The 24,187-nt window shown below is 71.7% G+C and carries 16 protein-coding genes; 2 read left to right on the forward strand and 14 right to left on the reverse strand.

Annotation, left to right across the window (positions count from 1 at the left end):
- Positions 1–6: 6 nt before the first annotated feature.
- The 4 genes from OG875_RS06595 to OG875_RS06610 form a co-directional block, all read right to left on the reverse strand.
- Positions 7–201, reverse strand: coding sequence for a DUF3046 domain-containing protein (locus OG875_RS06595; protein WP_330173297.1), 195 nt, complete (start codon positions 199–201; stop codon positions 7–9).
- A 122-nt stretch (positions 202–323) separates the two neighbouring features.
- Positions 324–635: an AzlD domain-containing protein gene (locus OG875_RS06600; protein ID WP_330173298.1), complete on the reverse strand. Its 312-nt coding sequence runs from the start codon at positions 633–635 to the stop codon at positions 324–326.
- The gene (locus tag OG875_RS06605; RefSeq protein ID WP_330177623.1) at positions 632–1,540 is read right to left on the reverse strand and encodes an AzlC family ABC transporter permease; all 909 of its coding nucleotides are present in this window, start codon (positions 1,538–1,540) and stop codon (positions 632–634) included. Before OG875_RS06605 ends, OG875_RS06600 begins: the two co-directional genes overlap by 4 nt.
- A gap of 246 nt (positions 1,541–1,786) precedes the next feature.
- The gene (locus tag OG875_RS06610; RefSeq protein WP_330173299.1) at positions 1,787–2,617 is read right to left on the reverse strand and encodes a helix-turn-helix domain-containing protein; all 831 of its coding nucleotides are present in this window, start codon (positions 2,615–2,617) and stop codon (positions 1,787–1,789) included.
- Positions 2,618–2,807: 190 nt separating this feature from the next.
- Here OG875_RS06610 and OG875_RS06615 point away from each other — a divergent pair, with 190 nt between their 5' ends.
- Both OG875_RS06615 and OG875_RS06620 read left to right on the forward strand, forming a co-directional pair.
- Positions 2,808–7,481, forward strand: coding sequence for an ATP-dependent helicase (locus OG875_RS06615; RefSeq protein ID WP_330173300.1), 4,674 nt, complete (start codon positions 2,808–2,810; stop codon positions 7,479–7,481).
- A 162-nt stretch (positions 7,482–7,643) separates the two neighbouring features.
- Positions 7,644–8,396: a DNA-formamidopyrimidine glycosylase family protein gene (locus tag OG875_RS06620; RefSeq protein WP_330173301.1), complete on the forward strand. Its 753-nt coding sequence runs from the start codon at positions 7,644–7,646 to the stop codon at positions 8,394–8,396.
- On the opposite strand, the gene OG875_RS06625 is transcribed toward OG875_RS06620, so the two are convergent.
- From OG875_RS06625 to OG875_RS06670, 10 genes are all read right to left on the reverse strand, one after another.
- Positions 8,326–8,613, reverse strand: coding sequence for a hypothetical protein (locus OG875_RS06625; RefSeq protein WP_330173302.1), 288 nt, complete (start codon positions 8,611–8,613; stop codon positions 8,326–8,328). The genes OG875_RS06620 and OG875_RS06625 overlap by 71 nt on opposite strands.
- A 262-nt stretch (positions 8,614–8,875) precedes the next feature.
- Positions 8,876–9,346: a Dps family protein gene (locus OG875_RS06630; protein ID WP_330173303.1), complete on the reverse strand. Its 471-nt coding sequence runs from the start codon at positions 9,344–9,346 to the stop codon at positions 8,876–8,878.
- 299 nt (positions 9,347–9,645) lie between these two features.
- Positions 9,646–10,029, reverse strand: a complete 384-nt coding sequence (locus OG875_RS06635; protein ID WP_189108968.1) for a helix-turn-helix domain-containing protein — start codon at positions 10,027–10,029, stop codon at positions 9,646–9,648.
- A 109-nt stretch (positions 10,030–10,138) separates the two neighbouring features.
- Complete coding sequence (locus OG875_RS06640; protein WP_330177624.1) at positions 10,139–10,630, reverse strand: CinA family protein; 492 nt, start codon at positions 10,628–10,630, stop codon at positions 10,139–10,141.
- 155 nt (positions 10,631–10,785) lie between these two features.
- Positions 10,786–11,451 (reverse strand): CDP-diacylglycerol--glycerol-3-phosphate 3-phosphatidyltransferase, encoded by a 666-nt coding sequence (gene pgsA / locus OG875_RS06645; protein ID WP_330173304.1) that lies wholly within the window; start codon positions 11,449–11,451, stop codon positions 10,786–10,788.
- The gene (gene rimO, locus OG875_RS06650) at positions 11,448–13,010 is read right to left on the reverse strand and encodes a 30S ribosomal protein S12 methylthiotransferase RimO (protein WP_330173305.1); all 1,563 of its coding nucleotides are present in this window, start codon (positions 13,008–13,010) and stop codon (positions 11,448–11,450) included. The genes pgsA and rimO overlap by 4 nt, the downstream gene beginning before the upstream one ends.
- A gap of 153 nt (positions 13,011–13,163) precedes the next feature.
- Positions 13,164–14,072 (reverse strand): helix-turn-helix domain-containing protein, encoded by a 909-nt coding sequence (locus OG875_RS06655; protein WP_330173306.1) that lies wholly within the window; start codon positions 14,070–14,072, stop codon positions 13,164–13,166.
- 209 nt (positions 14,073–14,281) lie between these two features.
- Positions 14,282–17,218, reverse strand: a complete 2,937-nt coding sequence (locus OG875_RS06660; RefSeq protein WP_330173307.1) for a DNA translocase FtsK — start codon at positions 17,216–17,218, stop codon at positions 14,282–14,284.
- A gap of 320 nt (positions 17,219–17,538) precedes the next feature.
- Positions 17,539–18,204 (reverse strand): response regulator, encoded by a 666-nt coding sequence (locus tag OG875_RS06665; protein WP_330173308.1) that lies wholly within the window; start codon positions 18,202–18,204, stop codon positions 17,539–17,541.
- A 281-nt stretch (positions 18,205–18,485) separates the two neighbouring features.
- The gene (locus OG875_RS06670) at positions 18,486–24,044 is read right to left on the reverse strand and encodes a HAMP domain-containing protein (RefSeq protein WP_330173309.1); all 5,559 of its coding nucleotides are present in this window, start codon (positions 24,042–24,044) and stop codon (positions 18,486–18,488) included.
- Positions 24,045–24,187 lie beyond the last annotated feature (143 nt).

Below are 24,187 nucleotides of genomic sequence, written 5' to 3' on the forward strand. Positions count from 1 at the left end.
CGTACGTCACCTCTTGTCGGCGGGCACGCCCATGGCGGCGCAGACCGCGCGCCAGACGTCCTTCGTCTCCCAGCCGTCGGCCAGGGCCTCGTGCACCGTACGGCCGCCGAGCTCGGCCATCACATGGTCGTGGGCGAAGGAGTCCGCGTAGGCGGGGCCGAAGTGGTCGGCCATCCGTTCCCAGAAATTCGTCAACCGCATGGCTCCAGTATCCCGCTCCGTGGAGTCCGGCCGGGGCGGGCGCCGGCCGGACATCCGGGCCGGTGGGCGTAGAACTTCCGCGCTGTCGCGCTTCCGTGCTTACGCCCTTCCGGGCTTCCGGGTCAGCCGCCCAGGGCCCGCACTCCGGCGGTCACCGCGACGGCCGCGCCGATGACGACCAGGAACGGGGCGCGCAGCACCAGCGCGAGCCCCGCCGCGGCGAGCCCGGCCAGCCGGGCGTCGGCGACCAGCGCCCCGTCGGGGCCGCCCACGGCCTGCTGCGCGGTGAGGGCCGCCAGGAGCGCGACGGGCAGGAGGGCGGACAGCTTCTGTACGAGGGGGCGCTCCAGCGCACCGGCCGGGACGAGGAGACCGAGCAGTTTCACGAGGTAGCAGCCGACCGCGGTCAGTCCGATGGCGATCCAGATGGTCAACGGTCCATTTCCGTTCGGTCGGAGACAGCGCCTCGGTGGGAGGCGCCGCGCGGGTCGTCGGCGTCGTGTCGGTCGCGGGTGTCGCGTCGGTCCGGGGTCGGTCCACCCCTGCGGCGTCCTTCGACCCAGAGCACGGCGGGGGCGGCGAGTGCGGCGACGAGTACCGGGACACCCGAGGGCAGCACGGGCAGGAAGCCGAGTCCGAGGACCACGGCGACGGCGGCGACGGCACGCTCCGTCGTGGTCCGCAGCATGGGGGCGAGCAGGGCCAGGAAGACGGCGGGTCCGGCCGCGTCGAGCCCCCACACGGCGGTGTCGCCGATGGCCTCGGCCCCGAGCGCGCCGAGCAGTGTGGTGAGGTTCCAGAGCACGTAGAGCGTGAGCCCGGTGACCGTGAAACCGATCCGTACGGCGCGCCGGGTCGGCTGCGCGAGCGCGACGGCGGTCGTCTCGTCGATGACCCACTGGGCGGCGAAGGGACGGACGAGGTGCGGCAGTGCGAGCAGTTGGGACAGGCGCAGTCCGTAGAAGGTGTTCCGTACGCCGAGGAAGAAGGCGCCGGCCGCGGCGGTCAGCGGGTTCCCGCCCGCCGCCAGGGCACCGACGAGTGCGAACTGCGAGGCGCCGGTGAAGACGAGCAGGCTGAGCGCGCAGCTCTGTAGGAGGGTGAGCCCGGCGCCCGCGGAGGTGACACCGAAGGCGAAGCCGGAGAGGCCGACGGCGACTCCGACACCGAGCGCGTCGCGGACGACGGCGGCGTCCGGCTTCGGCTCGGGGCCCGACGCGGCGGACTGATCCGCCGGGACGGTTCCCTCTGCCGTCGGGACCGTGTCCGTTGCCGTCGGGGCGGTGTCCGCCGGCGCGCGGAAGCCCCCCGCACCGGTCTCGCCGCCCGGCTGCTCCATACCGTTCGCGGCGCCGTGTCCGGGGTCCCGGCGCGGCTGCCCGGCGGCGCCCGCCGCCCCGTGCGTGGTCGCTCCCGCCTGAGCGGTCGTTCCCGTCTGGGTGGTCGTTCCCGCTTGTGCGGTCGTTCCCGGCGGTTCGGGCGGTCGGTCTGCGGATGCTGTCTGTTCTGCCACGTCGCCGACGCTACGGGGCGGGTCCGGGGCCCGTCTTGTACGTTCTTGCACACACCGCCGCCGCCCGCGCCGTCAGCCGGCGCGCGGTGTCCGCTCCTTGCGGTACGCGCCCGGCGGCACCCCCACGATCCGGGTGAAGTGCCGGGTCAGGTGCGACTGGTCGGTGAAACCGACGAGACCGGCCACCTCGGCGATGGCTGTCCCGGCGTCCAGCAGATGCCGGGCCCTGCGCACGCGCGCGTCGGTGAGCCAGGTGTGCGGCGGCATGCCGTACGTGTCCCGGAAGGCACGCAGCAGGGCGAACGGGCTGGTGCCGAGGCCGGTGGCGAGCGCCTCAAGCGACGGCGGGTCCGCCAGCCGCCCCTCCAGCACGGCACGCGCGCGTGCCGCCGTTCCGGCGCCCGCCCCCCGCACCGTACGTTGCGGCAGTGTGCCGCCGTTCAGTCTCAGGAGGCGGGTGACGGCGACCCGCAGCAGGGTGTCGGCGGCGAGCGCGTTCCCCTCGTCGGCCGCGCGCAGGACCTGGTGGACGAGGTGGACGGCGTACGGGTCGGCGACGACGGGAGCGGCGAAGCCCGGGGTCCCGCTGATCCGCGTCGTCTCCGCCGCGATTTCCGCGACCAGGCCGGGCGAGGGGTAGACCGCCCCGTACTGCCAGCCCTCGGGCCCCTGCGCGTGGCCCGTGTGCGGGGTGTCGGGGTTGACCAGGGCGAGGGAGCCGGGGCCCGCGTACTGGAGGCTGCCGCCGTGCTGGAAGACATCCACGCCGTGGGTGACCGCCGCGATGACGAAGGTCTCGTGGGTGTGCCGGACGAACGTCTTCCTGATGTACCGGGCCCGCAAGAGATCGACGCCGGGCAGCTCCGGGTAGCGCCAGTGCCGTGCCTGCTCCTGAGCCGCCATGCCCCCAGTCTGCACCGGCCCCGCCCCGCCCCACCTCCAGGTTCCGTTCCGGCGTCCCGCACCCGCCGACAGACCTGCGACGGGGCCGGCCGCCGACGGCACCCCACCCGCAACCCGTAACCGGCCCCCGTCACCCCGCCCGTTTCCGCAGGTCCGGGCGATTGTCAGTGGTCGGGTGCACGATGGGGGCATGTCCGGCACCGCACTCGACTCGTTCTCACCCGCGACCCGCGACTGGTTCACCGGGGCCTTCTCCGCGCCCACCGCCGCGCAGGAGGGGGCCTGGCGTGCCATCGCCGAGGGCTCCGACGTGCTGGTCGTCGCCCCCACCGGCTCCGGCAAGACACTGGCGGCCTTCCTGGCCGCCCTCGACCGGCTGGCGTCGGTGCCCCCGCCGGCCGAGGCGCGCAAACGCTGCCGGGTGCTGTACGTGTCCCCGCTCAAGGCCCTCGCGGTGGACGTGGAGCGCAATCTGCGCAGCCCGCTCACCGGTATCCGCCAGGAGTCCGTCCGCCTCGGACGGCCCGAGCCGGACATCCGGGTGGGCATCCGTTCCGGCGACACCCCGCCCGCCGAGCGGCGCGCGATGGCGACCCGGCCGCCGGACATCCTGATCACCACCCCCGAGTCCCTCTTCCTGATGCTGACCTCGTCGGCGCGCGACGCCCTGGCGGGTGTCGAGACGGTCATCCTGGACGAGGTCCACGCCGTCGCCGGGACGAAGCGCGGCGCCCATCTCGCGCTCTCCCTGGAACGGCTCGACGAGCTGCTGCCGCGCCCGGCCCGCCGGATCGGCCTGTCGGCGACGGTGCGCCCGGTGGACGAGGTGGCGCGGTATCTCTCGCCGCAGCGCCGCGTGGAGATCGTGCAGCCGCCCTCGGGCAAGGAGTTCGACCTGTCGGTGGTCGTCCCCGTCCAGGACCTGGGCGAGCTGGGTGGCTCCCCGGCGGCGGACTCCGGGGGCACCGGCGACGGGGACCGGCCGTCGATCTGGCCGCACGTCGAGGAGCGCATCGCCGATCTCGTCCAGGCGCACCGTTCCACGATCGTCTTCGCCAACTCCCGCCGTCTCGCCGAGCGCCTGTGCAACCGGCTCAACGAGATCGCGTACGAACGGGCCACGGGCGAGGCCATGCCCGAGGCCCACTCCCCCGCCGAGATCATGGCCGAGTCCGGCGCCGCCAAGGGCGCCCCGCCCCTCCTGGCCCGCGCCCACCACGGCTCGGTCTCCAAGGAGCAGCGCGCCCGCGTCGAGGAGGACCTCAAGGCGGGCCGGCTGCCCGCCGTCGTCGCCACGTCCAGCCTGGAGCTGGGCATCGACATGGGCGCGGTGGATCTCGTCGTCCAGGTCGAGTCGCCGCCGTCGGTGGCCTCCGGCCTCCAGCGTGTCGGCCGGGCGGGCCACCAGGTCGGCGCGGTCTCCACGGGCGTCGTCTTCCCCAAGTACCGGGGCGATCTGGTGCAGGCCGCCGTCGTCACCGAGCGGATGCGCACGGGCTCCATCGAGGCCCTGCGGATCCCGGCCAACCCGCTGGACGTCCTGGCCCAGCAGCTCGTCGCCACGGTCGCGCTCGACACCTGGCAGGCGGACGACCTGCTCGCTCTCGCGCGCCGCGCGGCGCCCTTCGCGGCGCTCCCCGAGTCCGCGTTCACCGCCGTCCTCGACATGCTCGCGGGCCGCTATCCGTCCGACGCCTTCGCCGAGCTGCGCCCCCGGGTGGTGTGGGACCGGGTGACGGGTACGGTCACGGGCCGCCCCGGCGCGCAGCGCCTCGCGGTCACCTCGGGCGGCACCATCCCCGACCGCGGCCTGTTCGGGGTGTTCCTCGCCGGCTCCGACGGCGGCAAGGGCCGCGGAGGCGGCGGCCGGGTGGGCGAGCTGGACGAGGAGATGGTGTACGAGTCACGGGTCGGCGACGTGTTCACGCTCGGTACGACCTCCTGGCGCATCGAGGACATCACCCGCGACCAGGTCCTCGTCTCCCCCGCCCCGGGTGTGCCGGGCCGGCTGCCTTTCTGGAAGGGCGACCAGCTGGGCCGGCCGCTCGAACTGGGCCGCGCCGTGGGAGCGTTCCTGCGCGAGGTGGGCGCGCTGTCCACGGAGGACGGCCGGCTGCGGCTGCTCGCCGCGGGCCTGGACGCCTGGGCGGCCGACAACGTCCTCTCCTATCTGGACGAGCAGCGCCGCGCCTGCGGCCACATCCCGGACGACCGGACGATCCTCGTGGAGAGGTTCCGGGACGACCTGGGGGACTGGCGGGTCGTCATCCACTCCCCGTTCGGCGCCCAGGTGCACGCCCCGTGGGCGCTCGCCCTCGGCGCCCGGCTCTCCGAGCGGTACGGCATGGACGCCCAGGTCATGCACGCCGACGACGGCATCGTGCTGCGGCTGCCCGACGCCGACCTGCTGAGCCTGGATCTCCTCGACCAGGACCCGGCGCTGCCCGACGCGGCGTACGACAACGAGCAGGCACCGGTCGGCGCCGGTGACGTCGCCTTCGACCGGGGCGAGATCGGACAGATCGTCACCGATCAGGTGGGCGGCTCCGCCCTGTTCGCCGCCCGCTTCCGTGAGTGCGCGGCGCGCGCCCTGCTGCTGCCCCGCCGCAGCCCCGGAAAGCGCACCCCGCTCTGGCAGCAGCGCCAGCGCGCCTCCCAACTGCTCCAGGTGGCGAGCGAGTTCGGCTCGTTCCCCATCGTCCTGGAGGCCGTACGGGAATGCCTCCAGGACGTCTTCGACGTGCCCGGCCTCACCGACCTGATGGGCGACATCGAGTCCCGCCGTGTCCGGCTGGTCGAGGTGACGACCACCGAGCCGTCGCCGTTCGCCCGATCGCTGCTCTTCGGGTACGTCGCGCAGTTCCTGTACGAGGGCGACTCCCCGCTCGCCGAGCGGCGCGCCGCCGCCCTCTCCCTCGACTCACGGCTGCTGGCCGAGCTCCTCGGCCAGGCCGAGCTGCGCGAACTGCTCGACGCCGACGTCCTGGAGGAGCTGGAACGCGAACTCCAGTGGCTGACCGACGACCGCCGCGTCAAGGACCTGGAGGGCGTCGCCGACCTGCTGCGGGTACTCGGACCGCTCACCGACGCCGAGTTGACGGCGCGCGGCTCCGCGCCGGACTGGCCGGCGGAGCTCGCCGCGTCCCGCCGCGCCATCCGGGTCCGCGTCGGTGGCGCGGAGTACTGGGCGGCGATCGAGGACGCCGGCCGGCTCCGTGACGCGCTCGGTACCGCCCTGCCCGTCGGCGTCCCCGAGGCGTTCACCGAGCCGGTCAGGGACCCGCTGGGCGATCTTCTGGCCCGTCACGCCCGTACGCACGGCCCGTTCACCTCCGCCTCCGCCGCCGGGCGTTTCGGGCTGGGCCCCGCCGTCACCGAGGGCGCGCTGCACCGGCTCGCCGCCAACGGCAGGGTCGTCCAAGGGGAGTTCCACCCCTCGGGCATCGGCCAGGAGTGGTGCGACGCCACGGTGCTGCGCCGGCTGCGACGCCGTTCGCTGGCCGCGCTGCGGCACGAACTGGAGCCGGTGCCGCCCGCCGCCCTCGCCACCTTCCTGCCGCAGTGGCAGCATCTCGGCAGCCACAGTCTGCGCGGCATCGACGGACTGGCCCGTGCGGTCGAGCAGTTGCAGGGCGCGCCGATCCCGGCGTCCGCGCTGGAGAAGCTGGTGCTCCCCTCGCGCGTCGCGGGGTACGCCCCGACGCTCCTGGACGAACTGACCACCACGGGGGAGGTCCTCTGGGCCGGGGCGGGCGCGCTGCCCGGCAAGGACGGCTGGATCTCCCTCTACCCGGCGGACTCCGCACCGCTGTTGCTCCCGCCGCCGCACCCCCTGGAACTGACGGCCCTCCACGAATCGGTCCTCGCCACCCTGGCGGGCGGCTACGGGCTGTTCTTCCGTCAGATCGCCGACCAGGTACGGGCCACCACCCACCCCGACGCCACCGATCCCCAACTCGCCGACGCCGTCTGGGACCTGGCCTGGTCGGGACGGCTGACCAACGACACCCTGGCGCCGCTGCGCTCCCTCCTCGGCTCCGGACGCACGGCGGGCTCGACCGCCCACCGCGCCAAACGGACCGTGCCACGCGGCCGTTACGGCACCCTGACCGCCGCCGCCCGGCCCGCCTCCCGTACGGGCCCGCCGACCGTGAGCGGTCGCTGGTCGCTGCTTCCGGACGCCGACCCGGACACCACGCGCCGGGCCCACGCGCTGGCCCGGACACTCCTCGACCGGCACGGTGTGGTGACGCGCGGCGCCGTCGCCTCGGAGGGCGTCGAGGGCGGTTTCTCGGCCGTGTACCGGGTGCTGGCGGCCTTCGAGGACAGCGGGCAGGCCCGCCGCGGCTATGTCGTCGAGGGGCTCGGCGCGGCCCAGTTCGCCATGGACGGCGCGGTGGACCGGCTGCGCGCGGCGTCCACGGCCCGTGACCGCGCCGCCGCCGACCCTTCGCCGCGCGCCGTGGTGCTGGCCGCCGCCGACCCCGCGAACGCGTACGGGGCGGCGCTGCCCTGGCCCGACCCGCCCACGGGCGCGAGCCACAAGCCGGGCCGCAAGGCGGGCTCGCTCGTCGTTCTCGTCGACGGGGCGCTGACGCTGTACATGGAGCGCGGCGGCAAGACCCTTCTCGCCTGGCCCGCGGACGGAGCCAACGGGTCCGACCCGGCGCATCCGGACACCGGCGACGACGCCGCGCTGCGTTCGGCCGCCGAGGCCCTCGCGTCCGCCGCCCGCGCCGGCGCGCTCGGTACGGTCACGGTGGAGCGGGCCAACGGGGAGCAGGCGCTGACCTCACCCGTGGGCCGGGTGCTGGAGGCGGCAGGCTTCCACGCCACCCCGAGGGGGCTGCGTCTGCGGGCCTGAGCGGGGCCGCCCTGACCCACGCCGCCCGGCGACCCGACGTCATGCCCCGGGTGGGAGCGGCGAGCGGCATCCCGCCGGAGCGCCGGGCCCGCCTCGTACATCCGCGCACGCCACACCCCGTACGCCGCCCGTCCCGGGGAGCCTCTCGCGCATGATGGGTCCATGCCCGAAGGCGACACCGTTCTGCACACCGCCCGGCGCCTGCACACCGCCCTCGCCGGGCGGCCCCTGACCCGGTCCGACCTCCGTGTCCCCCGGTTCGCGACCTCCGACCTCACCGGCCGGACGGTCCTCGACGTCACCCCGCGCGGCAAGCACCTGCTGACCCGCGTCGAGGGCGGTCTCACCCTCCACTCCCATCTGCGGATGGACGGCGCCTGGCGGGTGTACGGCGCCGACGAACGCTGGCGCGGCGGCCCCGGCCACCAGATCCGCGCGGTCCTCGGCAACGCCGAACGCACCGCCGTCGGCTACCGGCTCCCCGTGCTCGAACTCCTCCGCACCGCCGACGAGGACACGGTGGTGGGCCATCTCGGCCCCGACCTCCTCGGCCCGGACTGGGATCCACACACGGCACTGCGCAATCTGCTCGCCGACCCGGCGCGCCCCGTCGGCGCCGCGCTGCTGGACCAGCGCAATCTCGCGGGCATCGGCAATGTCTTCCGGTGCGAGACCTGCTTCGTGGCCCGCACCACCCCCTGGCTGCCCATCGGGGACCTGCCGGCGCCCGAGCGACTGGTGACGGCCGCGAAGAAGCTGCTGGAGGCCCACCGGGACCGTTCGCGCCGTCATCTCTACGTGTACGGCCGGGGCGGCCTCCCCTGCCGCCGCTGCGGCACCCCCGTCAGCAGGACGACCGAGGACGATCGCCCGGTGTACTGGTGCCCCCGCTGCCAGCTGGGTCCTGTCCCCTGAGGGCCGCCCGCCAGGACGACCGCCACGACGGCCGCCCCGTGGTCCGCGCCGCCGCGTGCACCGGCAGCAGACTCAGCCCCCAGCCGCCCGCGGCCACCGCCCCCTCGACGACCCCGGCGTGCTCCGGCGCCAGGGCCAGCCGCAGCACGGCCCACCACCAGAGCACGCCCAGCCCGCCCAGGGCGAGGACCGGCAGAACGTTCCGTCGCCGTGCCATGGCCGCCTCCTCAGACCTGCCGACGCCAGGGCCTGTCGAGTGGATCTTGCCGGGCTGATCCGAACGACAGACCCTAGACCGGCCCGCGTATCCGGCGAAAGGGCGCATCAGAGGCGTGGACGGCGCGTATCCGGCCGCTCGCGCGGCCCACCGCTCCCTCACACCGCCCCGCCATCCGAAGCACCCGCTTCCCGCTCACGCCGGGTCGTGTCCGGCACAGCCCGAGGTCCCGTCCGCCGGACGGGACCCAACCGGACAGGGCCTAGGCGTTCTCCGCCATGAACATCCAGGCGTGCTTCTCGAGGTCGGCCGTCAGGCCGATCAGGATGTCCTGGGTGACCGGGTCCGGCTCGTCGGTCGCCCTGATCCGCTCGCGCATCCGGACGATGACCGCGCCGAGCGCGTCCACCATCGTGCGTACGGCGTCCGGGTCCTTGATCCAGCCCTCCGGGACGGTTCCGATGGCGCTCTGCGTGGCCACCGTCGCCGCGCGGCCGTCCGGGGTGACACCGATCGCGGCGGCCCGTTCCGCCACGGTGTCCGAGTGGCCCCGGGCCGTGGTGACGACCTCGTCGAGCTGGAGGTGTACGGACCGGAAGCGCGGACCGACGATGTTCCAGTGCACCTGCTTGGAGACCAGCGACAGGTCGAGCAGATCGACCAGCGCGCCCTGAAGGGCCTCGCCGACCAGCTTGAGATCGGCGTCGGACAGTGAGCTCTTCACAACAGACATGGGACGTCCTCCAGTTCCGTTCACACGTATGCCCACCATGGCACAAGACCCCAAAAGGGTCATTTCGGGGCAGGTGAAGGACGTTCGAAGGCAGCCCGGCAGCCCAGACGAGCACCCGTGTACGGGCGCCCGGAGCCGGTACACGCGCCCGTGTACGGCGGAGCCCACCCCGTGAGGACGAGCACACAGCAGAAGCCCCGGCCGGTCACAGGGACCGCCCGGGGCTTCGGACTTCGTTCAGGCCGTACCGTTCACGACCAGTTCACGAGCACTTTTCACGATGCTTCAAGCGCTGTACCTCAAGCGGCGACGACATCCACCGCTTCCGTCGGTGCCTTGATGGTCACCCGCTCCGTCGGCACACCTGCCACCGACGTCACGGAGACGGAATTGAGCATCGGACGTACTGCTGCGGGCACCGGCTCGCTCGCCGCTGCGGACGCAGCCAGCTCCGCCAGCGACAGTTCGTCGCTCACTTCGCGCATGAGCTCGGACATCCGTACGTCAAGCGCGTCGCAGATAGCGGAGAGCAGTTCGGAGGATGCCTCCTTCTGCCCCCGCTCCACCTCGGAGAGATAGCCGAGCGAGACTCGGGCGGACGAGGAGACTTCGCGCAGAGTACGGCCCTGGCGCTGGCGCTGCCGACGCAGCACGTCACCCAGCAGGCGACGGAGCAGAATCATCGGTGGCTCCCTCCTCGGACCGCGTAGCCGCATCCTTCTCGCCCCACCGTACCGCCTCGCGCTGCGGCCGTGCGGGGAGCGATGTCGTGTTCACTCAGGGCTGCAAACATCAAGTCCCCCCGTTCCGTTCCGTATCCTGTGTCCGCCCGTTCCCGGTCAGTTCGCCGGAGAGCAGTTCCAGCACGCTCCGTACACTCTCTCTACGGATTTCCGCCCGGTCACCGTTCAACCTCAGAGCGGCCACTTTCTCGCCGCCGTGCGGACCGCTGACGGCCACGTACACCGTGCCCACGGGCTGTCCGTCCTGCGGATCGGGACCCGCGACCCCCGTGGTCGCGGCGCCCCAGTCGGCGCCCAGGACCCGCCGTACGCCGGCCGCCATCTGCCGTGCGACCACGGGATCCACCGCGCCCCGCTCGGCCAGAAGTGTTCCGTCCACGCCCAGGACCTCGCGCTTGACGTCCGTCGCGTAGGCCGTGACGCCCCCGCGGAGCGCGCGGGAGGCGCCGGGCACGGACGTCAGTTCGGCGGCCACGAGACCCCCGGTCAGCGACTCCGCGACGGCCAGGGTCTCCTCCCGCGCCACGAGCAGATCGAGCACCCGCGCCGCCGTCCGGTCCGCCGGGGCACCGCCGGCCGCCGCTTCCCGCCCGCCGCCCCGTACGGTCCCCGCCCCGCCCTCGGGCGCGGACGGCGCGGACGGTGCGGACCGCTCGGCGTCAGCGGACGGCACCGGCGCCACCGGCGGCGTGTGCGTCACGAGGCGTTCCCGCTCCGGACTCGCTCGGCCGCCATGCCCGACCGCCGCAGGACGATCGCCTGGCGTACGTAGTCCAGGCCGGTCAGCACGGTCAGCACGACCGCGACCGCCATCACCCAGAACCGAAGCGTCGCCAGCGGCCCGGTCAGCGCCAGCACGTACATGCCGACCGCCACCCCCTGCGCCATGGTCTTCATCTTGCCGCCCCGGCTGGCCGGGATGACCCCGTGCCGGATCACCCAGAACCGCATCAGCGTGATCCCGAGCTCCCGGAAGAGGATGACTCCTGTCACCCACCAGGGCAGATCCCCCAAGGCGGAGAGACTGACCAGCCCGGCCGCCATGATCGCCTTGTCCGCGATCGGGTCGGCGATCTTCCCGAAGTCGGTGACCAGGTTGTACGTACGGGCCAGATGCCCGTCGAAGACGTCGGTGATCATGGCCACCGCGAACGCGGCCCAGGCCCAGGCGCGCCAGGCCGGGTCGTGCCCGCCGTCCTGGAGCAGCAGCAGGACGAAGGCCGGTACGAGCACCAGCCGCATCATGGTGAGGATGTTGGCGATGTTCCACAGGCTGGCCTGGTTGACGGCCGCAGCCCCCAGCTTGCCACCGGGCGCCGGCCTACCCTGGCCGCCCTCGGCCGATGCCGGGACTCCGGTCATCTGGCTGCCTCCGCTCCGGGGCTCCGGGGCTCGTCCCCGGTGAAGCCGCAGTACTCGGCGACCAGGTCCACGCCCTCGGTGCCGACCACCTTGGCCTCGACCATAAGGCCCGGACGCAGGCCCTCGCCCGATGTGAAGATCACCTGGCCGTCGGTCTCCGGCGCCTGGTGGGCGGCCCGGCCGACGGCGGGCTCCTCGTCGTCGTCCGCGTCCTCGGCGGCCACGGACTCCACGAGCACCGTCAGGGTCTCCCCCAGGCGCTCCTCGGCCCGCTGCGAGGTCAGTTCGTCGGCCAGCCGCGACAGATGCGCCAGCCGCTCGGCGACGACGTCCTCGTCCAGCTTGTTCTCGTACGTCGCCGCCTCGGTGCCGTCCTCGTCCGAGTAGCCGAACACCCCGATGGCGTCGAGCCTGGCACCGGTGAGGAAGCGCTCCAGTTCGGCGAAGTCGGCCTCGCTCTCGCCGGGGAAGCCGACGATGAAGTTGGAGCGCACGCCGGCCTCCGGGGCCTTGCCGCGGATCGTCTCCAGCAGGTCGAGGAAGCGGTCGGTGTCGCCGAAGCGCCTCATCGCGCGGAGCACGGAGTGCGAGGAGTGCTGGAAGGACAGGTCGAAGTACGGCGCGACGCCGGGCGTCGACGTCAGCACGTCGATGAGTCCCGGGCGCATCTCGGCGGGCTGGAGGTAGCTGACCCGTACGCGTTCGATCCCGTCCACCGCCGCGAGCTCGGGCAGCAGCGTCTCCAGGAGGCGGATGTCGCCGAGGTCTTTTCCGTACGAGGTGTTGTTCTCGGAGACGAGCATGACCTCCTTGACGCCCTGCTCGGCCAGCCAGCGCGTCTCCCCGAGCACATCGGAGGGGCGGCGCGAGATGAACGAGCCGCGGAAGGACGGGATGGCGCAGAAGGAGCAGCGCCGGTCGCAGCCGGAGGCCAGCTTCACGGAGGCCACGGGGCTGTTGCCGAGACGGCGGCGCAGCGGGGCGCGGGGGCCGGAGGCCGGCGCGAGGCCCTGCGGCAGGTCCGCGGGGGCGGGGACGATCGTCTCTGTAGGAGGCGCGGTCGCGGGGGACGGTACGGACGCCGTGGTCGTGCCGTGGCCGGGCAGGGCCACACCGGTGGCGCCCTGGCGGTCGGCGGGGCTCAGCGGGAGCAGCTTGCGCCGGTCGCGCGGGGTGTGCGAGGCGTGGACGCCGCCGGCGAGGATGGTCCGGAGGCGGTCCGAGATGTCGGCGTAGTCGTCGAACCCGAGCACACCGTCCGCCTCGGGGAGTGATTCCGCGAGTTCCTTGCCGTACCGCTCGGCCATGCAGCCGACGGCGACGACGGCCTGGGTTCTGCCGTGATCCTTCAGGTCGTTGGCTTCCAGCAGGGCGTCGACGGAGTCCTTCTTGGCGGCTTCGACGAAGCCGCAGGTGTTGACGACGGCGACGTCCGCGTCGGCGGCTTCCTCGACGAGCTCCCAGCCGTCCGCTGCCAAGCGGCCTGCAAGCTCCTCCGAGTCCACCTCGTTACGGGCGCAGCCAAGCGTGACAAGGGCGACGGTGCGGCGTTCGGGCATGGGCTCAGACTACTTTGTCCCGGCCGCCCTCCTGCCGTGCAGGGTTGCCCGGCCTCCTCCGGGGGCGCGGGCCGCGCCCCCGGAGGACTCCCGTGTACGGCCGGACGGGGCCCGCCCCGTGTCCGCCGGCGCCTTCCGGCACCGGCGGCGGCGTCAGCCCGCCTCGGGGTCGCCCTTCGTGTACGAGGGCCGTTCGACCTGGCCGGGCTCGAAGTCCTCGTCGACCTGCTTGCCGTTGACGAAGATGTCGAGCACCCCGGCGTTGCCGAGGATGAAGTCGATCTGTTCGTCGTCCTGGAAGGTCTTGGACTCGCCCTTCAGGAGGAGTCCGTCGAAGAGCAGTTCCCCGTTGGGGCTCTTGGCGGAGATCCAGCTCTTGTCCTCGACGGCGGACAGTTTGACGGTCACCTTGTCGGCCGGGGCCGCCGCGATGGCGCTGTCCGACGGTTCGGGCTTCGGGTCGGCGGGCTTGGTGGCGCTGGGCTCGGCGGCCGTCTTCTCGGGCGCCAGTCCCTCGGCGATCTGCTGGTCGGGGCTCTCGTCGTCGCCGCCGCTGAACACGGTGAAGCCGACGAAGCCGATCACCGCGACGATCGCGGCGACCATGGCCGCCGTCCAGTTGGGACGGCGCCGCTCCGGACGGATGCGCTCGGCCTCGAACAGCGGGGCCGCGGGCGTGGGCGCCGGGCGCCCGCCGTGCTCGGAGTCGTACTGCCTGACAAGGGGCTCGGGATCGATCCCGACCGAGCGGGCGAAGGTGCGGATGTGACCGCGCGCGTAGACGTCGCCGCCACAGCGCGAGAAGTCGTCCTGTTCGATCGCCTGCACGATCGGCACGCGCACGCGGGTGGCGGCGCTGACCTCTTCGAGTGTCAGGCCCGCCTCGGTGCGCGCCTGTTCGAGGGCGCGGCCGACCGAGAGTGTGTCCTCCTCGGTCGCGGACCGCTCCTCCTCGGCGGATTCGGCGCTGCCGAGGGAATCGACGGGTTCGACAGGTCCGACCGCGTCACGAGGGCCGACGGCGGAAGGCTGGTCGTCTTGGGGGGATTTGCCGATGGACACGGGAGTGCCTTTCGAGCGTGTAGCCACCTGCTGGATGTTCAGTCTATGGGTGGTACGAAAGGGTGGGGCAACCGGGCGGATGCACTTTGTACGCCATCAGAATGGCCGGACGGCGTGTCGGCGGGACACAGGGTGTCTCTTCCCCCACCTTGACGTCCGGCCGGGGGAAAGGGTTGCTCCGGATATCCGTCGGATCGCCTCAGGTTCCGTCAATTTCCCTCAGCCCCTTCGGAAACGGACTCGCCGCGGATCACGGCGAGCACCCCGTCCAGCTCGTCCGCCTTCACCAGCACGTCACGCGCCTTGGACCCCTCGCTGGGACCCACGATGTTCCGTGACTCCATCAGATCCATGAGCCTGCCCGCTTTGGCGAATCCCACGCGCAGTTTCCGCTGGAGCATGGAGGTCGAGCCGAACTGGGTGGACACCACCAACTCGGCCGCCTGGCACAGCAGATCGAGATCGTCGCCGATGTCCTCGTCGATCTCCTTCTTCTTGGCCGTGCCGACGACGACGTCGTCGCGGAAGACCGGCGCCATCTGATCCTTGCAGTGCTGGACGACGGCCGCGACCTCCTCCTCCGTGACGAAGGCGCCCTGCATACGGGTCGCCTTGCTCGCCCCCATGGGGAGGAAGAGCCCGTCGCCCTTGCCGATGAGCTTCTCGGCGCCGGGCTGGTCGAGGATGACGCGGCTGTCCGCGAGGGAGGAGGTCGCGAAGGCGAGCCGGGAGGGCACGTTCGCCTTGATGAGGCCGGTGACGACGTCCACGGACGGGCGCTGGGTGGCGAGCACCAGATGGATACCGGCGGCGCGGGCCAACTGGGTGATGCGGACGATCGCGTCCTCGACGTCGCGCGGCGCGACCATCATCAGGTCGGCCAGCTCGTCCACGATCACCAGCAGGTACGGATAGGGGGTCAGCTCGCGCTCGCTGCCCTTCGGCGAGGCGACCTTGCCCTTGCGTACGGCGGCGTTGAAGTCGTCGATGTGCCGGAAGCCGTACGCCGCGAGGTCGTCGTAGCGCAGGTCCATCTCCCGCACGACCCACTGGAGCGCCTCGGCGGCGCGCTTGGGGTTGGTGATGATGGGGGTGATGAGGTGCGGGATGCCCTCGTACGCGGTGAGCTCGACGCGCTTGGGGTCCACGAGGACCATCCGGACGTCCTCGGGGGTGGCCCGGACCATGACCGAGGTGATCAGACAGTTGATGCAGGAGGACTTGCCGGAGCCGGTGGCGCCGGCGACCAGCAGGTGCGGCATCTTGGCGAGGTTGGCCATCTCGTAGCCGCCCTCGACGTTCTTGCCGAGCGCCACCAGCATGGGGTGGTCGTCCTCGGCCGCGTCGGCGAGCCGCAGGACGTCGCCGAGGACGACCATCTCGCGGTCGGAGTTCGGGATCTCGATGCCGACGGCGGACTTGCCGGGGATCGGGCTGATGATGCGGACGTCGGGGCTGGCCACGGCGTAGGCGATGTTCTTGGTGAGCGCGGTGATGCGTTCGACCTTCACGGCGGGGCCGAGCTGGACCTCGTAGCGGGTGACGGTCGGGCCCCGGGTGAAGCCCGTGACCGTCGCGTCGACCTTGAACTCCATGAACACGTTGGTCAGGGAGTCGACCACCGCGTCGTTGGCGGCGCTGCGGGTCTTGCCGGGGCCGCCCCGTTCCAGCAGGTCCAGCGACGGCAGGGAGTAGGTGATGTCACCGGCGAGCTGGAGCTGCTCGGCGCGCGCGGGCAGCGGCCGGTCCTGCGCGGGCGGCGGCTTGGTCAGATCGGCGACGGCGCCGGACGGCGTCCGCGCCGCCCCGGCGGCCCGTGCCTCCGCGTCGCGCGCCGTGGGTACGGGGCGCTCCCGCGAGCCGGAATCCGCGCCGGCGCCCGCCCCTGCCCCCGGGCCCGCGCCGGGGCGCCCGGCGGATGTTCCGCGCGTACGCTCCCCCGGCCGCGCGCGCTCCCCGTCCCGGGTGCGGTCGGCGGACACGCCGTGGGTGAGGTCGGCGACGACCGGCGACGGCGGCATCCCGTTGAGTACGGCTCCGTCCAGCGCGGCGGCCGCGGCGGCGGCGATGTCCACGGCGTCCGGGGCCCGGTCGTGACCGGGCTGCACCGGCTGCCTGCGCGGGCGCCGTCTGCGGGCCAGCGCGGCGGCCTCGGCCCGCTCCGGGTCGTGGTCGTCGCCCGGTTCCCGCGCCCGGTCGGCGGTGACCGCGCCGCGCCGCGCCGTCGAGCGGTGGTCGCGCGTGGGAAGGGCCCCACGCCACTGGTCGTCGTACCGCTCGTCGTCGCCGTCCCACTCCTCGTCCCGTTCCCGCCCGTCGGGATCGCCCCTGGCCGGGTCGAGGACGCCGAGCCGGACACAGACCTGACGCAGCCGTCGCGGGATGGCGTTGACGGGTGTCGCCGTGACGACGAGCAGCCCGAACACGGTGAGCAGCACCAGTATCGGTACGGCGAGGACCTCGCCCATGGCGAAGACCAGCGGGACCGAGGCCCCCCAGCCGATCAGCCCGCCGGCGTCCCGCAGCGCCTCGCCCGCGTCGCGCGCCGGGGAGCCGCAGGCGATGTGCACGAGCCCGAGGACGCCGATCACCAGCGCGGACAGACCGATGACGATGCGCCCGTTGGCCTCGGGCCGCTGCGGATAGAGGATGAGCCGGACGGCGACGGCGCCCAGCAGTATCGGGACGAGCAGATCGAGCCGGCCGAACGCCCCGGTGATCAGCATCTCGACGAGATCGCCGACGGGGCCGCGCAGATTCGACCAGGTGCCGGCGGCGACGATCAGGCCCAGCGCGAGCAGCAGGAGGGCGACGCCGTCCTTGCGGTGCGCCGGGTCGAGCCCTTTCGCGCCCCGTCCTATGCCGCGGAACAGGGCGCCGACCGCGTGGGCGAGACCGAGCCAGAGCGCGCGTACGAGGCGGTACACGCCGTTCGTCGGGGACGGCGCGGGCCTGGGTGCCGGTCTGGCCGCGGACTTCTTCGCGGGGACCTTCTTGACGGGGCCCTTCCTGACGGGTCCCGATTTCTTCGCCACGGCCTTGCCCGCGGGGACCGCCTTCTTCCTGGCACCGCTCGTCCGGCCGGCCCGCGGTTTCGCGGTGCCCGCGCTGCCCTGGGAACCCTTGCCGGACGTACGTGAGGCCATGGGGGTGAGGTTACCGGTGCGAACGGCGAGGGACACGTGTGCCCACTGCTTCACCCGATCGTGTCGCCCAGCCCGAGGACGGAAACTGACACGCCCTCAGCACCGCCCGAACGTCAACCTCGTACGGCGACGGCTGACTGCTGACTGCTGAAGGGTGACCGGCGACCGGTGACTGGTCATGTCGGCGGAACGGGAAACGGTACGTCCCCCGGGCCATGTGCGACCCGGGGGACGTACCCGACGTGATCAACCGTTCCGGACGGCGCCCGACGTACCCGGCGGCCGTCCCCGTCGCGGCGTAAGCGCCGACGGGGAACAGTTCAGTTCGGTGAGGGCAGCGGAGAGCCGCCGCCGCTGCCCGGCTCCAGGGCGTCCAGCGCCCGGCGGAGCCCGGTCAGTTTGCGCTCCAGATGCGCGGCGGTGGCGACCGCCGCCGCGTCCGCCGACTCGTCGTCCAGCTGCTTGGAGAGCGCTTCGGCCTGTTCCTCGACCGCGGCGAGGCGGGCGGACAACTCGGCCAGCAGACCGACCGGTTCCTTGACCTCGCCCGCTCCGGCCAGTTGCAGTCTGAGCAGTTCGGCCTGCTCCTTCAACTGACAGTTCTTCATGTACAGCTCGACGAAGACCGAGACCTTCGCCCGCAGCACCCACGGGTCGAACGGCTTGGAGATGTAGTCCACCGCGCCCGCGGCATAACCCCGGAAGGTGTGGTGCGGACCGTGGTTGATGGCCGTGAGGAAGATGATCGGGATGTCCCGTGTCCGCTCACGCCTCTTGATGTGCGCGGCGGTCTCGAAACCGTCCATCCCCGGCATCTGGACGTCCAGCAGGATGACCGCGAAGTCGTCCGTCAGCAGCGCCTTGAGCGCTTCCTCCCCGGACGATGCCCGCACCAGCGTCTGATCGAGCGCGGAGAGGATGGCCTCCAGCGCCAGCAGATTCTCCGGCCGGTCATCGACCAGGAGGATCTTGGCCTTCTGCACCATGGCCCGCCCTCCTCGCCCCGGCTGTGTACCGGGCGCCGCCCCAGAGGACGACTCCCTTACGCCGTCCGTCCTTGTGCCGGTCATGGTAGCCGCACCCCGCCTGTCGCCACACCCTGTCACCGCGATGTCACTGTGCACGTAGCAAAAACGTCACAGGAGCCCGGAAGGTTCCCCGAATCTCTGCGGCCCACACGTGATCGCCCACAAAAACTCATCGTCCCCCCACAGGTTCGCACAGCCTCCGGTCGGCGACCGAAGCCCCTCCCGGCGTCGGGTCTTTGTCACTTCTGATGCATCCACTGCTCCATCACCGTCAGCAGATGATCGGGATCGACCGGCTTTGTCACGTAGTCGGATGCGCCGGAGTCGATGGCCTTCTCCCGGTCGCCCTTCATCGCCTTGGCGGTGAGCGCGATGATCGGCAGCCCCGCAAACTGCGGCATCCTGCGGATCGCCGTCGTCGTCGCGTACCCGTCCATCTCCGGCATCATGATGTCCATCAGGACCAGCGTCACATCGTCGTGCTGCTCCAACACCTCGATGCCCTCCCGGCCGTTCTCGGCGTACAGCACCGACAGACCGTGCTGTTCGAGGACACTCGTCAGCGCGAAGACATTACGGATGTCGTCGTCCACGATCAGCACCTTCTCACCGCTGAACGAGTACGTACGCCGCTCCTCCGGGGCCTCCTGCTGGTCGGCGGCCCAGGACTCGTCCGCCCCCGAACCACCCGACGGCCGCGATCCGTTGGCCGAGCCCGCGCCCCCGGCTCCCGGTGCCCCCCCGGACGCGCCTCCCGCGTCCCCGGCACGCCCCGGCAGGCCGTTCAGCTGCTCCGCGGCGCCCAGGGCCTTACGCCGCCGCCGGAACAGCGCCGCGGACCCCGTACGGGGCTCCGACGGGGCCATGGACCGCTCCAGCCGCGCCTGCTCCTGCGACAACAGGGCACCCGCGTCGCCCATGCCACGTCCGGGCTCGATGCCGGGCGTCAGCTGCGGATAGCCCTGCGGCGGCAGTTCACTGGCGTGCAGCGGCAGATACAGGGTGAACGTCGAGCCGCGGCCCGGTTCGCTCGCCGCGTGGATCTCACCGCCGAGCAGCCGGGCGATCTCCCGGCTGATGGACAGCCCGAGCCCCGTACCTCCGTACTTACGGCTCGTCGTACCGTCCGCCTGCTTGAACGCCTCGAAGATCACCCGCATCTTGCTCGCCGCGATCCCGATACCGGTGTCGGTGACCGAGAAGGCGATCAGATCGGCGTCCGCGTCGCGCAGCGACCCGGCCTCCAGCAACTGCTCCCTGATCGCGTGCGGCACATCCGCCCCGGCAGGCCGGATCACCAGCTCCACCGCGCCCGTGTCGGTGAACTTCACCGCGTTGGACAGCAGATTGCGCAGCACCTGGAGCAGCCGCTGCTCGTCGGTGTGCAGCGTCGCCGGCAGCTCCGGGGAGACCCGTACGGAGAAGTCCAGCCCCTTCTCCGCCGTCAGCGGCCGGAACGTCGCCTCGACGTAGTCGACGAGCTGCACCAGCGCGATCCGCGTCGGGCTGACGTCCATCTTGCCCGCCTCGACCTTCGACAGGTCGAGGATGTCGTTGATCAGCTGAAGGAGGTCCGAGCCCGCGCCGTGGATGGTCTCGGCGAACTCCACCTGCTTCGGGGAGAGATTCATCTCCGCGTTGTCGGCGAGCAGCTTCGCCAGGATGAGCAGCGAGTTCAGCGGCGTACGCAACTCGTGCGACATGTTCGCCAGGAACTCGGACTTGTAGCGCATGGAGACCGCGAGTTGCTCGGCACGCTCCTCCAGCACCTGCCGCGCCTCTTCGATCTCGGTGTTCTTCACCTCGATGTCGCGGTTCTGGCGCGCCAGCAGCTCCGCCTTCTCCTCCAGCTCCGCGTTGGAGGACTGGAGGGCCTTCTGCCGGTTCTCCAGCTCCGCGGAGCGCTCGCGCAGCTGCTCCGTCAGCTCCTGCGACTGCTTGAGCAGTACCTCGGTCTTCGTGTTGACGCTGATCGTGTTGACGCTCGTCGCGATCATCTCGGCGATCTGGTTGAGGAAGTCCCGCTGGATCTGGGTGAACGGCTGGAACGACGCCAGCTCGATCACCCCGAGGACCTTCCCCTCGAACAGCACCGGCAGCACGATCACGTACGCCGGCGCCGCCTCGCCGAGCCCGGAGCAGATCTTGAGATACCCCGGCGGAACGTTGACCTGGATCGTCCGCTTCTCCTCGGCGGCCGTCCCGATGAGCGTCTCACCGGGCCGGAAGGACGTCGGCATCGAACCCGCCGAGTAGCCGTAACTGCCGCGCATGCACAGCTCGTACGAGCCGTCCCGGCCTCCGGCCGTCCCCAGCTCGGAGACGGCACCGGTCGGCATCGCGAGGAAGAACGCGCCGTGCTGCGCCGCGACCACCGGCGTCAGCTCGCTCATGATCAGCGAGGCCACGTCGTCCAGATCGCGGCGGCCCTGCATCAGTCCGGAGATACGGGCCAGGTTGCCCTTGAGCCAGTCCTGCTCCTCGTTGGCGAGGGTGGTGTCACGCAGGTTGGCGATCATGGTGTTGATGTTGTCCTGGAGGACCTGGATCTCGCCGGCCGCGTCGACGTCGATCTTCAGGTTCAGATCGCCGCGGGTCACCGCGGTGGCGACGGCGGCGATCGCCCGCACCTGACGGGTCAGGTTCCCGGCCATCTCGTTCACGGACTCGGTGAGGTCGCGCCAGGTGCCGTCGACGTCCCTGACCCGGGCCTGGCCGCCCAGCTGCCCGTCCGTACCCACCTCGCGGGCCACGCGCGTGACCTGCTCGGCGAACGACGACAGCTGGTCGACCATCGTGTTGATCGTGTTCTTCAGTTCCAGGATCTCACCGCGGGCATCGATGTCGATCTTCTTGGTGAGGTCGCCCTTGGCGATGGCGGTGGTGACCGCCGCGATCTGGCGCACCTGGCCGGTCAGGTTGGACGCCATGGAGTTCACCGACTCGGTGAGGTCCTTCCACGTCCCGGAGACACCGGGGACCCGCGCCTGGCCGCCCAGCGCGCCCTCGGTGCCCACCTCGCGCGCGACCCGTGTCACCTCGTCGGCGAACGACGACAGCGTCGTCACCATGATGTTGACGGTGTCGGCGAGTTCGGCGACCTCGCCGCGCGCCTCGACGGTCACCTTCTTGGTGAGGTCGCCGTTGGCGACGGCCGAGGACACCCGCGAGATGTTCCGCACCTGCGAGGTCAGGTTGTTGGCCATCGTGTTGACGTTGTCGCTGAGGTCCTTCCAGATGCCGGTGACGCCGCGTACCCGCGCCTGGCCGCCGAGGATGCCCTCCGTGCCCACCTCGCGGGCCACCCGGGTCACCTCGTCGGCGAAGTTCGACAGCTGGTCCACCATCGTGTTGACGGTCGTGACGAGGTCGAGGATCTCGCCCTTCGCGTCGACGGTGATCTTCTTCGACAGATCGCCCTTGGCGACGGCCGTCGTGACCTCGGCGATGTTCCGCACCTGCGACGTCAGGTTGTTCGCCATGAAGTTGACGGACTGCGTGAGGTCCTTCCAGGTGCCCGAGACACCCTGCACCTCGGCCTGGCCGCCGAGGATGCCCTCCGTACCGACCTCACGGGCGACCCGGGTCACCTGCTCGGCGAAGTTCGACAGCTGGTCCACCATCGTGTTGAGGGTGTTCTTCAGCTCCAGGATCTCGCCGCGCGCGTCCACGTCGATCTTCTGCGAGAGGTCACCGCGCGCCACGGCCGTGGCGACCTGAGCGATGTTGCGGACCTGGGAGGTCAGGTTCCCCGCCATGCCGTTCACCGAGTCGGTCAGATCACGCCAGACACCGGCGACGCCCGGCACCTGCGCCTGGCCGCCCAGCCTGCCGTCCGTACCCACCTCACGGGCGACCCGGGTCACCTGCTCCGCGAACGCCGAGAGCTGGTCGACCATCGTGTTGATGGTGTTCTTCAGTTCGAGGATCTCGCCACGGGCGTCCACGTCGATCTTCTGCGACAGGTCACCGCGCGCCACGGCCGTGGTCACCTGGGCGATCTGGCGCACCTGGTCCGTCAGGTTGCCGGCCATGAAGTTGACGGAGTCGGTGAGTTCCTTCCAGGTGCCGGAGACGCCGTCCACCCGCGCCTGACCGCCCAGCCTGCCCTCCGTACCCACGTCACGCGCCATGCGCGTCACCTGGTCGGCGAACGACGACAGCTGCGCCACCATCGTGTTGACGGTGTTCTTCAGCTCCAGCATCTCGCCCGCGACATCGACGGTGACCTTCTGCGACAGGTCACCGTTCGCGACCGCCGTCGTCACCTGCGCGATGTCCCGCACCTGGCCGGTGAGATTGCGGAACGCCGTGTTGACGGAGTCGGTGAGGTCCTTCCACGTACCGGCGGCTCCCGGCACCTCGGCCTGGCCGCCCAGCTGGCCCTCCACGCCGACCTCACGCGCGACGCGTGTCACCTCGGAGCCGAACGAATTGAGCTGCCGCACCATCGTGTTGACGGTGTTCTTCAGCTCAAGCATCTCGCCCGCGACATCGACGGTGACCTTCTGCGACAGGTCACCGTTCGCGACCGCCGTCGTCACCTGCGCGATGTCCCGCACCTGCGTGGTCAGATTGCGGAAGACCGTATTGACCGAGTCCGTCAGGTCCTTCCACGTGCCCGCCGCGCCCGGCACCTGCGCCTGGCCGCCCAGCACACCGGAGCCGCCGACCTCGCTCGCCACGCGTGTCACCTCGTCGGCGAACGTACGCAGCGTCTCCGTCATCTGGTTGATCGTCTCGGCGAGCTGCGCGACCTCTCCGCGCGCGCTCACGGTCACCTTCTGGGAGAGGTCGCCGTTCGCGACGGCGGTGGTGACCTCGGCGATACCGCGCACCTGACTCGTCAGGTTGCCCGCCATCGTGTTCACCGAGTCGGTGAGGTCCTTCCACACACCGGCCACGCCGGGCACGGTCGCCTGACCGCCCAGCTCGCCCTCGGTGCCCACCTCGCGGGCCACCCGGGTCACCTCGGACGAGAACGACGACAGCTGGTCCACCATCGTGTTGACGGTGTTCTTCAGCTGGAGCATCTCGCCGGCCACATGCACGGTCACCTTGCGCGACAGATCGCCCTTGGCGACGGCCGTCGTGACGAGAGCAATGTCACGTACCTGAGCGGTGAGCCGGTACGCCATCGTGTTGACGGAGTCCGTGAGGTCTTTCCACGAACCGGACATTCCGCGCACCTTGGCCTGGCCGCCGAGCTTGCCCTCGGTACCGACCTCCAGCGCCACGCGCGTGACCTCGTCCGTGAACGCGGACAGCTGGTCGACCAGGTTGTTGACGGTCCTGGCGACCTTCAGGAACTCACCGCGCAGCGGGCGCTCCGTCCCCGCCGGGCCCTCGGTGAAGTGCGAACGCAGCTCCATCCGCTGCTCCAGGTCGCCCTCGGCGACCGCCGACAGCACCCGTCCGACCTCGGAGACGGGCCGCGCCAGGTCGTCCACCAGGGCGTTCGACGCGTCGATGGCGGCGGCCCAGGACCCCTCGCAGGTGCCCGTCTCCAGCCGCTCCGTGAGCTTTCCCTCACGGCCGACCATGCGCCGTACCCGGGCCAGCTCGCCCGTCAGATGCAGATTGCGGTCCGCGACCTCGTTGAACACGGCGGCGATCTCCGCCATCACGTCGTCGCCGGAGACGGTGAGGCGTTTACGGAAGTTGCCGTCACGCATCGCCACCAGGGCCGTCAGCAGTCTGTTCAGCTCCGCCGCGTCGACCTCGGTGGCCCCGTTGTGCCGGGACCGTCCGCCTTTCGCGCGCGTGCTGTTGCGACGCGCCGCCACACCAGACTCCACCGTGTCCCTCCCGCGGGGGTTGACCGTACTGCTCAGAGTGTTGCTCGGACCGGTTGCCCGGACTGTCCGTGGATCCTGCCCAGTGTTTCACCACGGCCGAGCCCGGCGACAACACTTCGGCAGCTTCGCTCGGGGTCCGTCGT

This window comes from Streptomyces sp. NBC_01498 (assembly GCF_036327775.1).
In the GTDB taxonomy this organism is placed as follows: Bacteria; Actinomycetota; Actinomycetes; order Streptomycetales; family Streptomycetaceae; genus Streptomyces.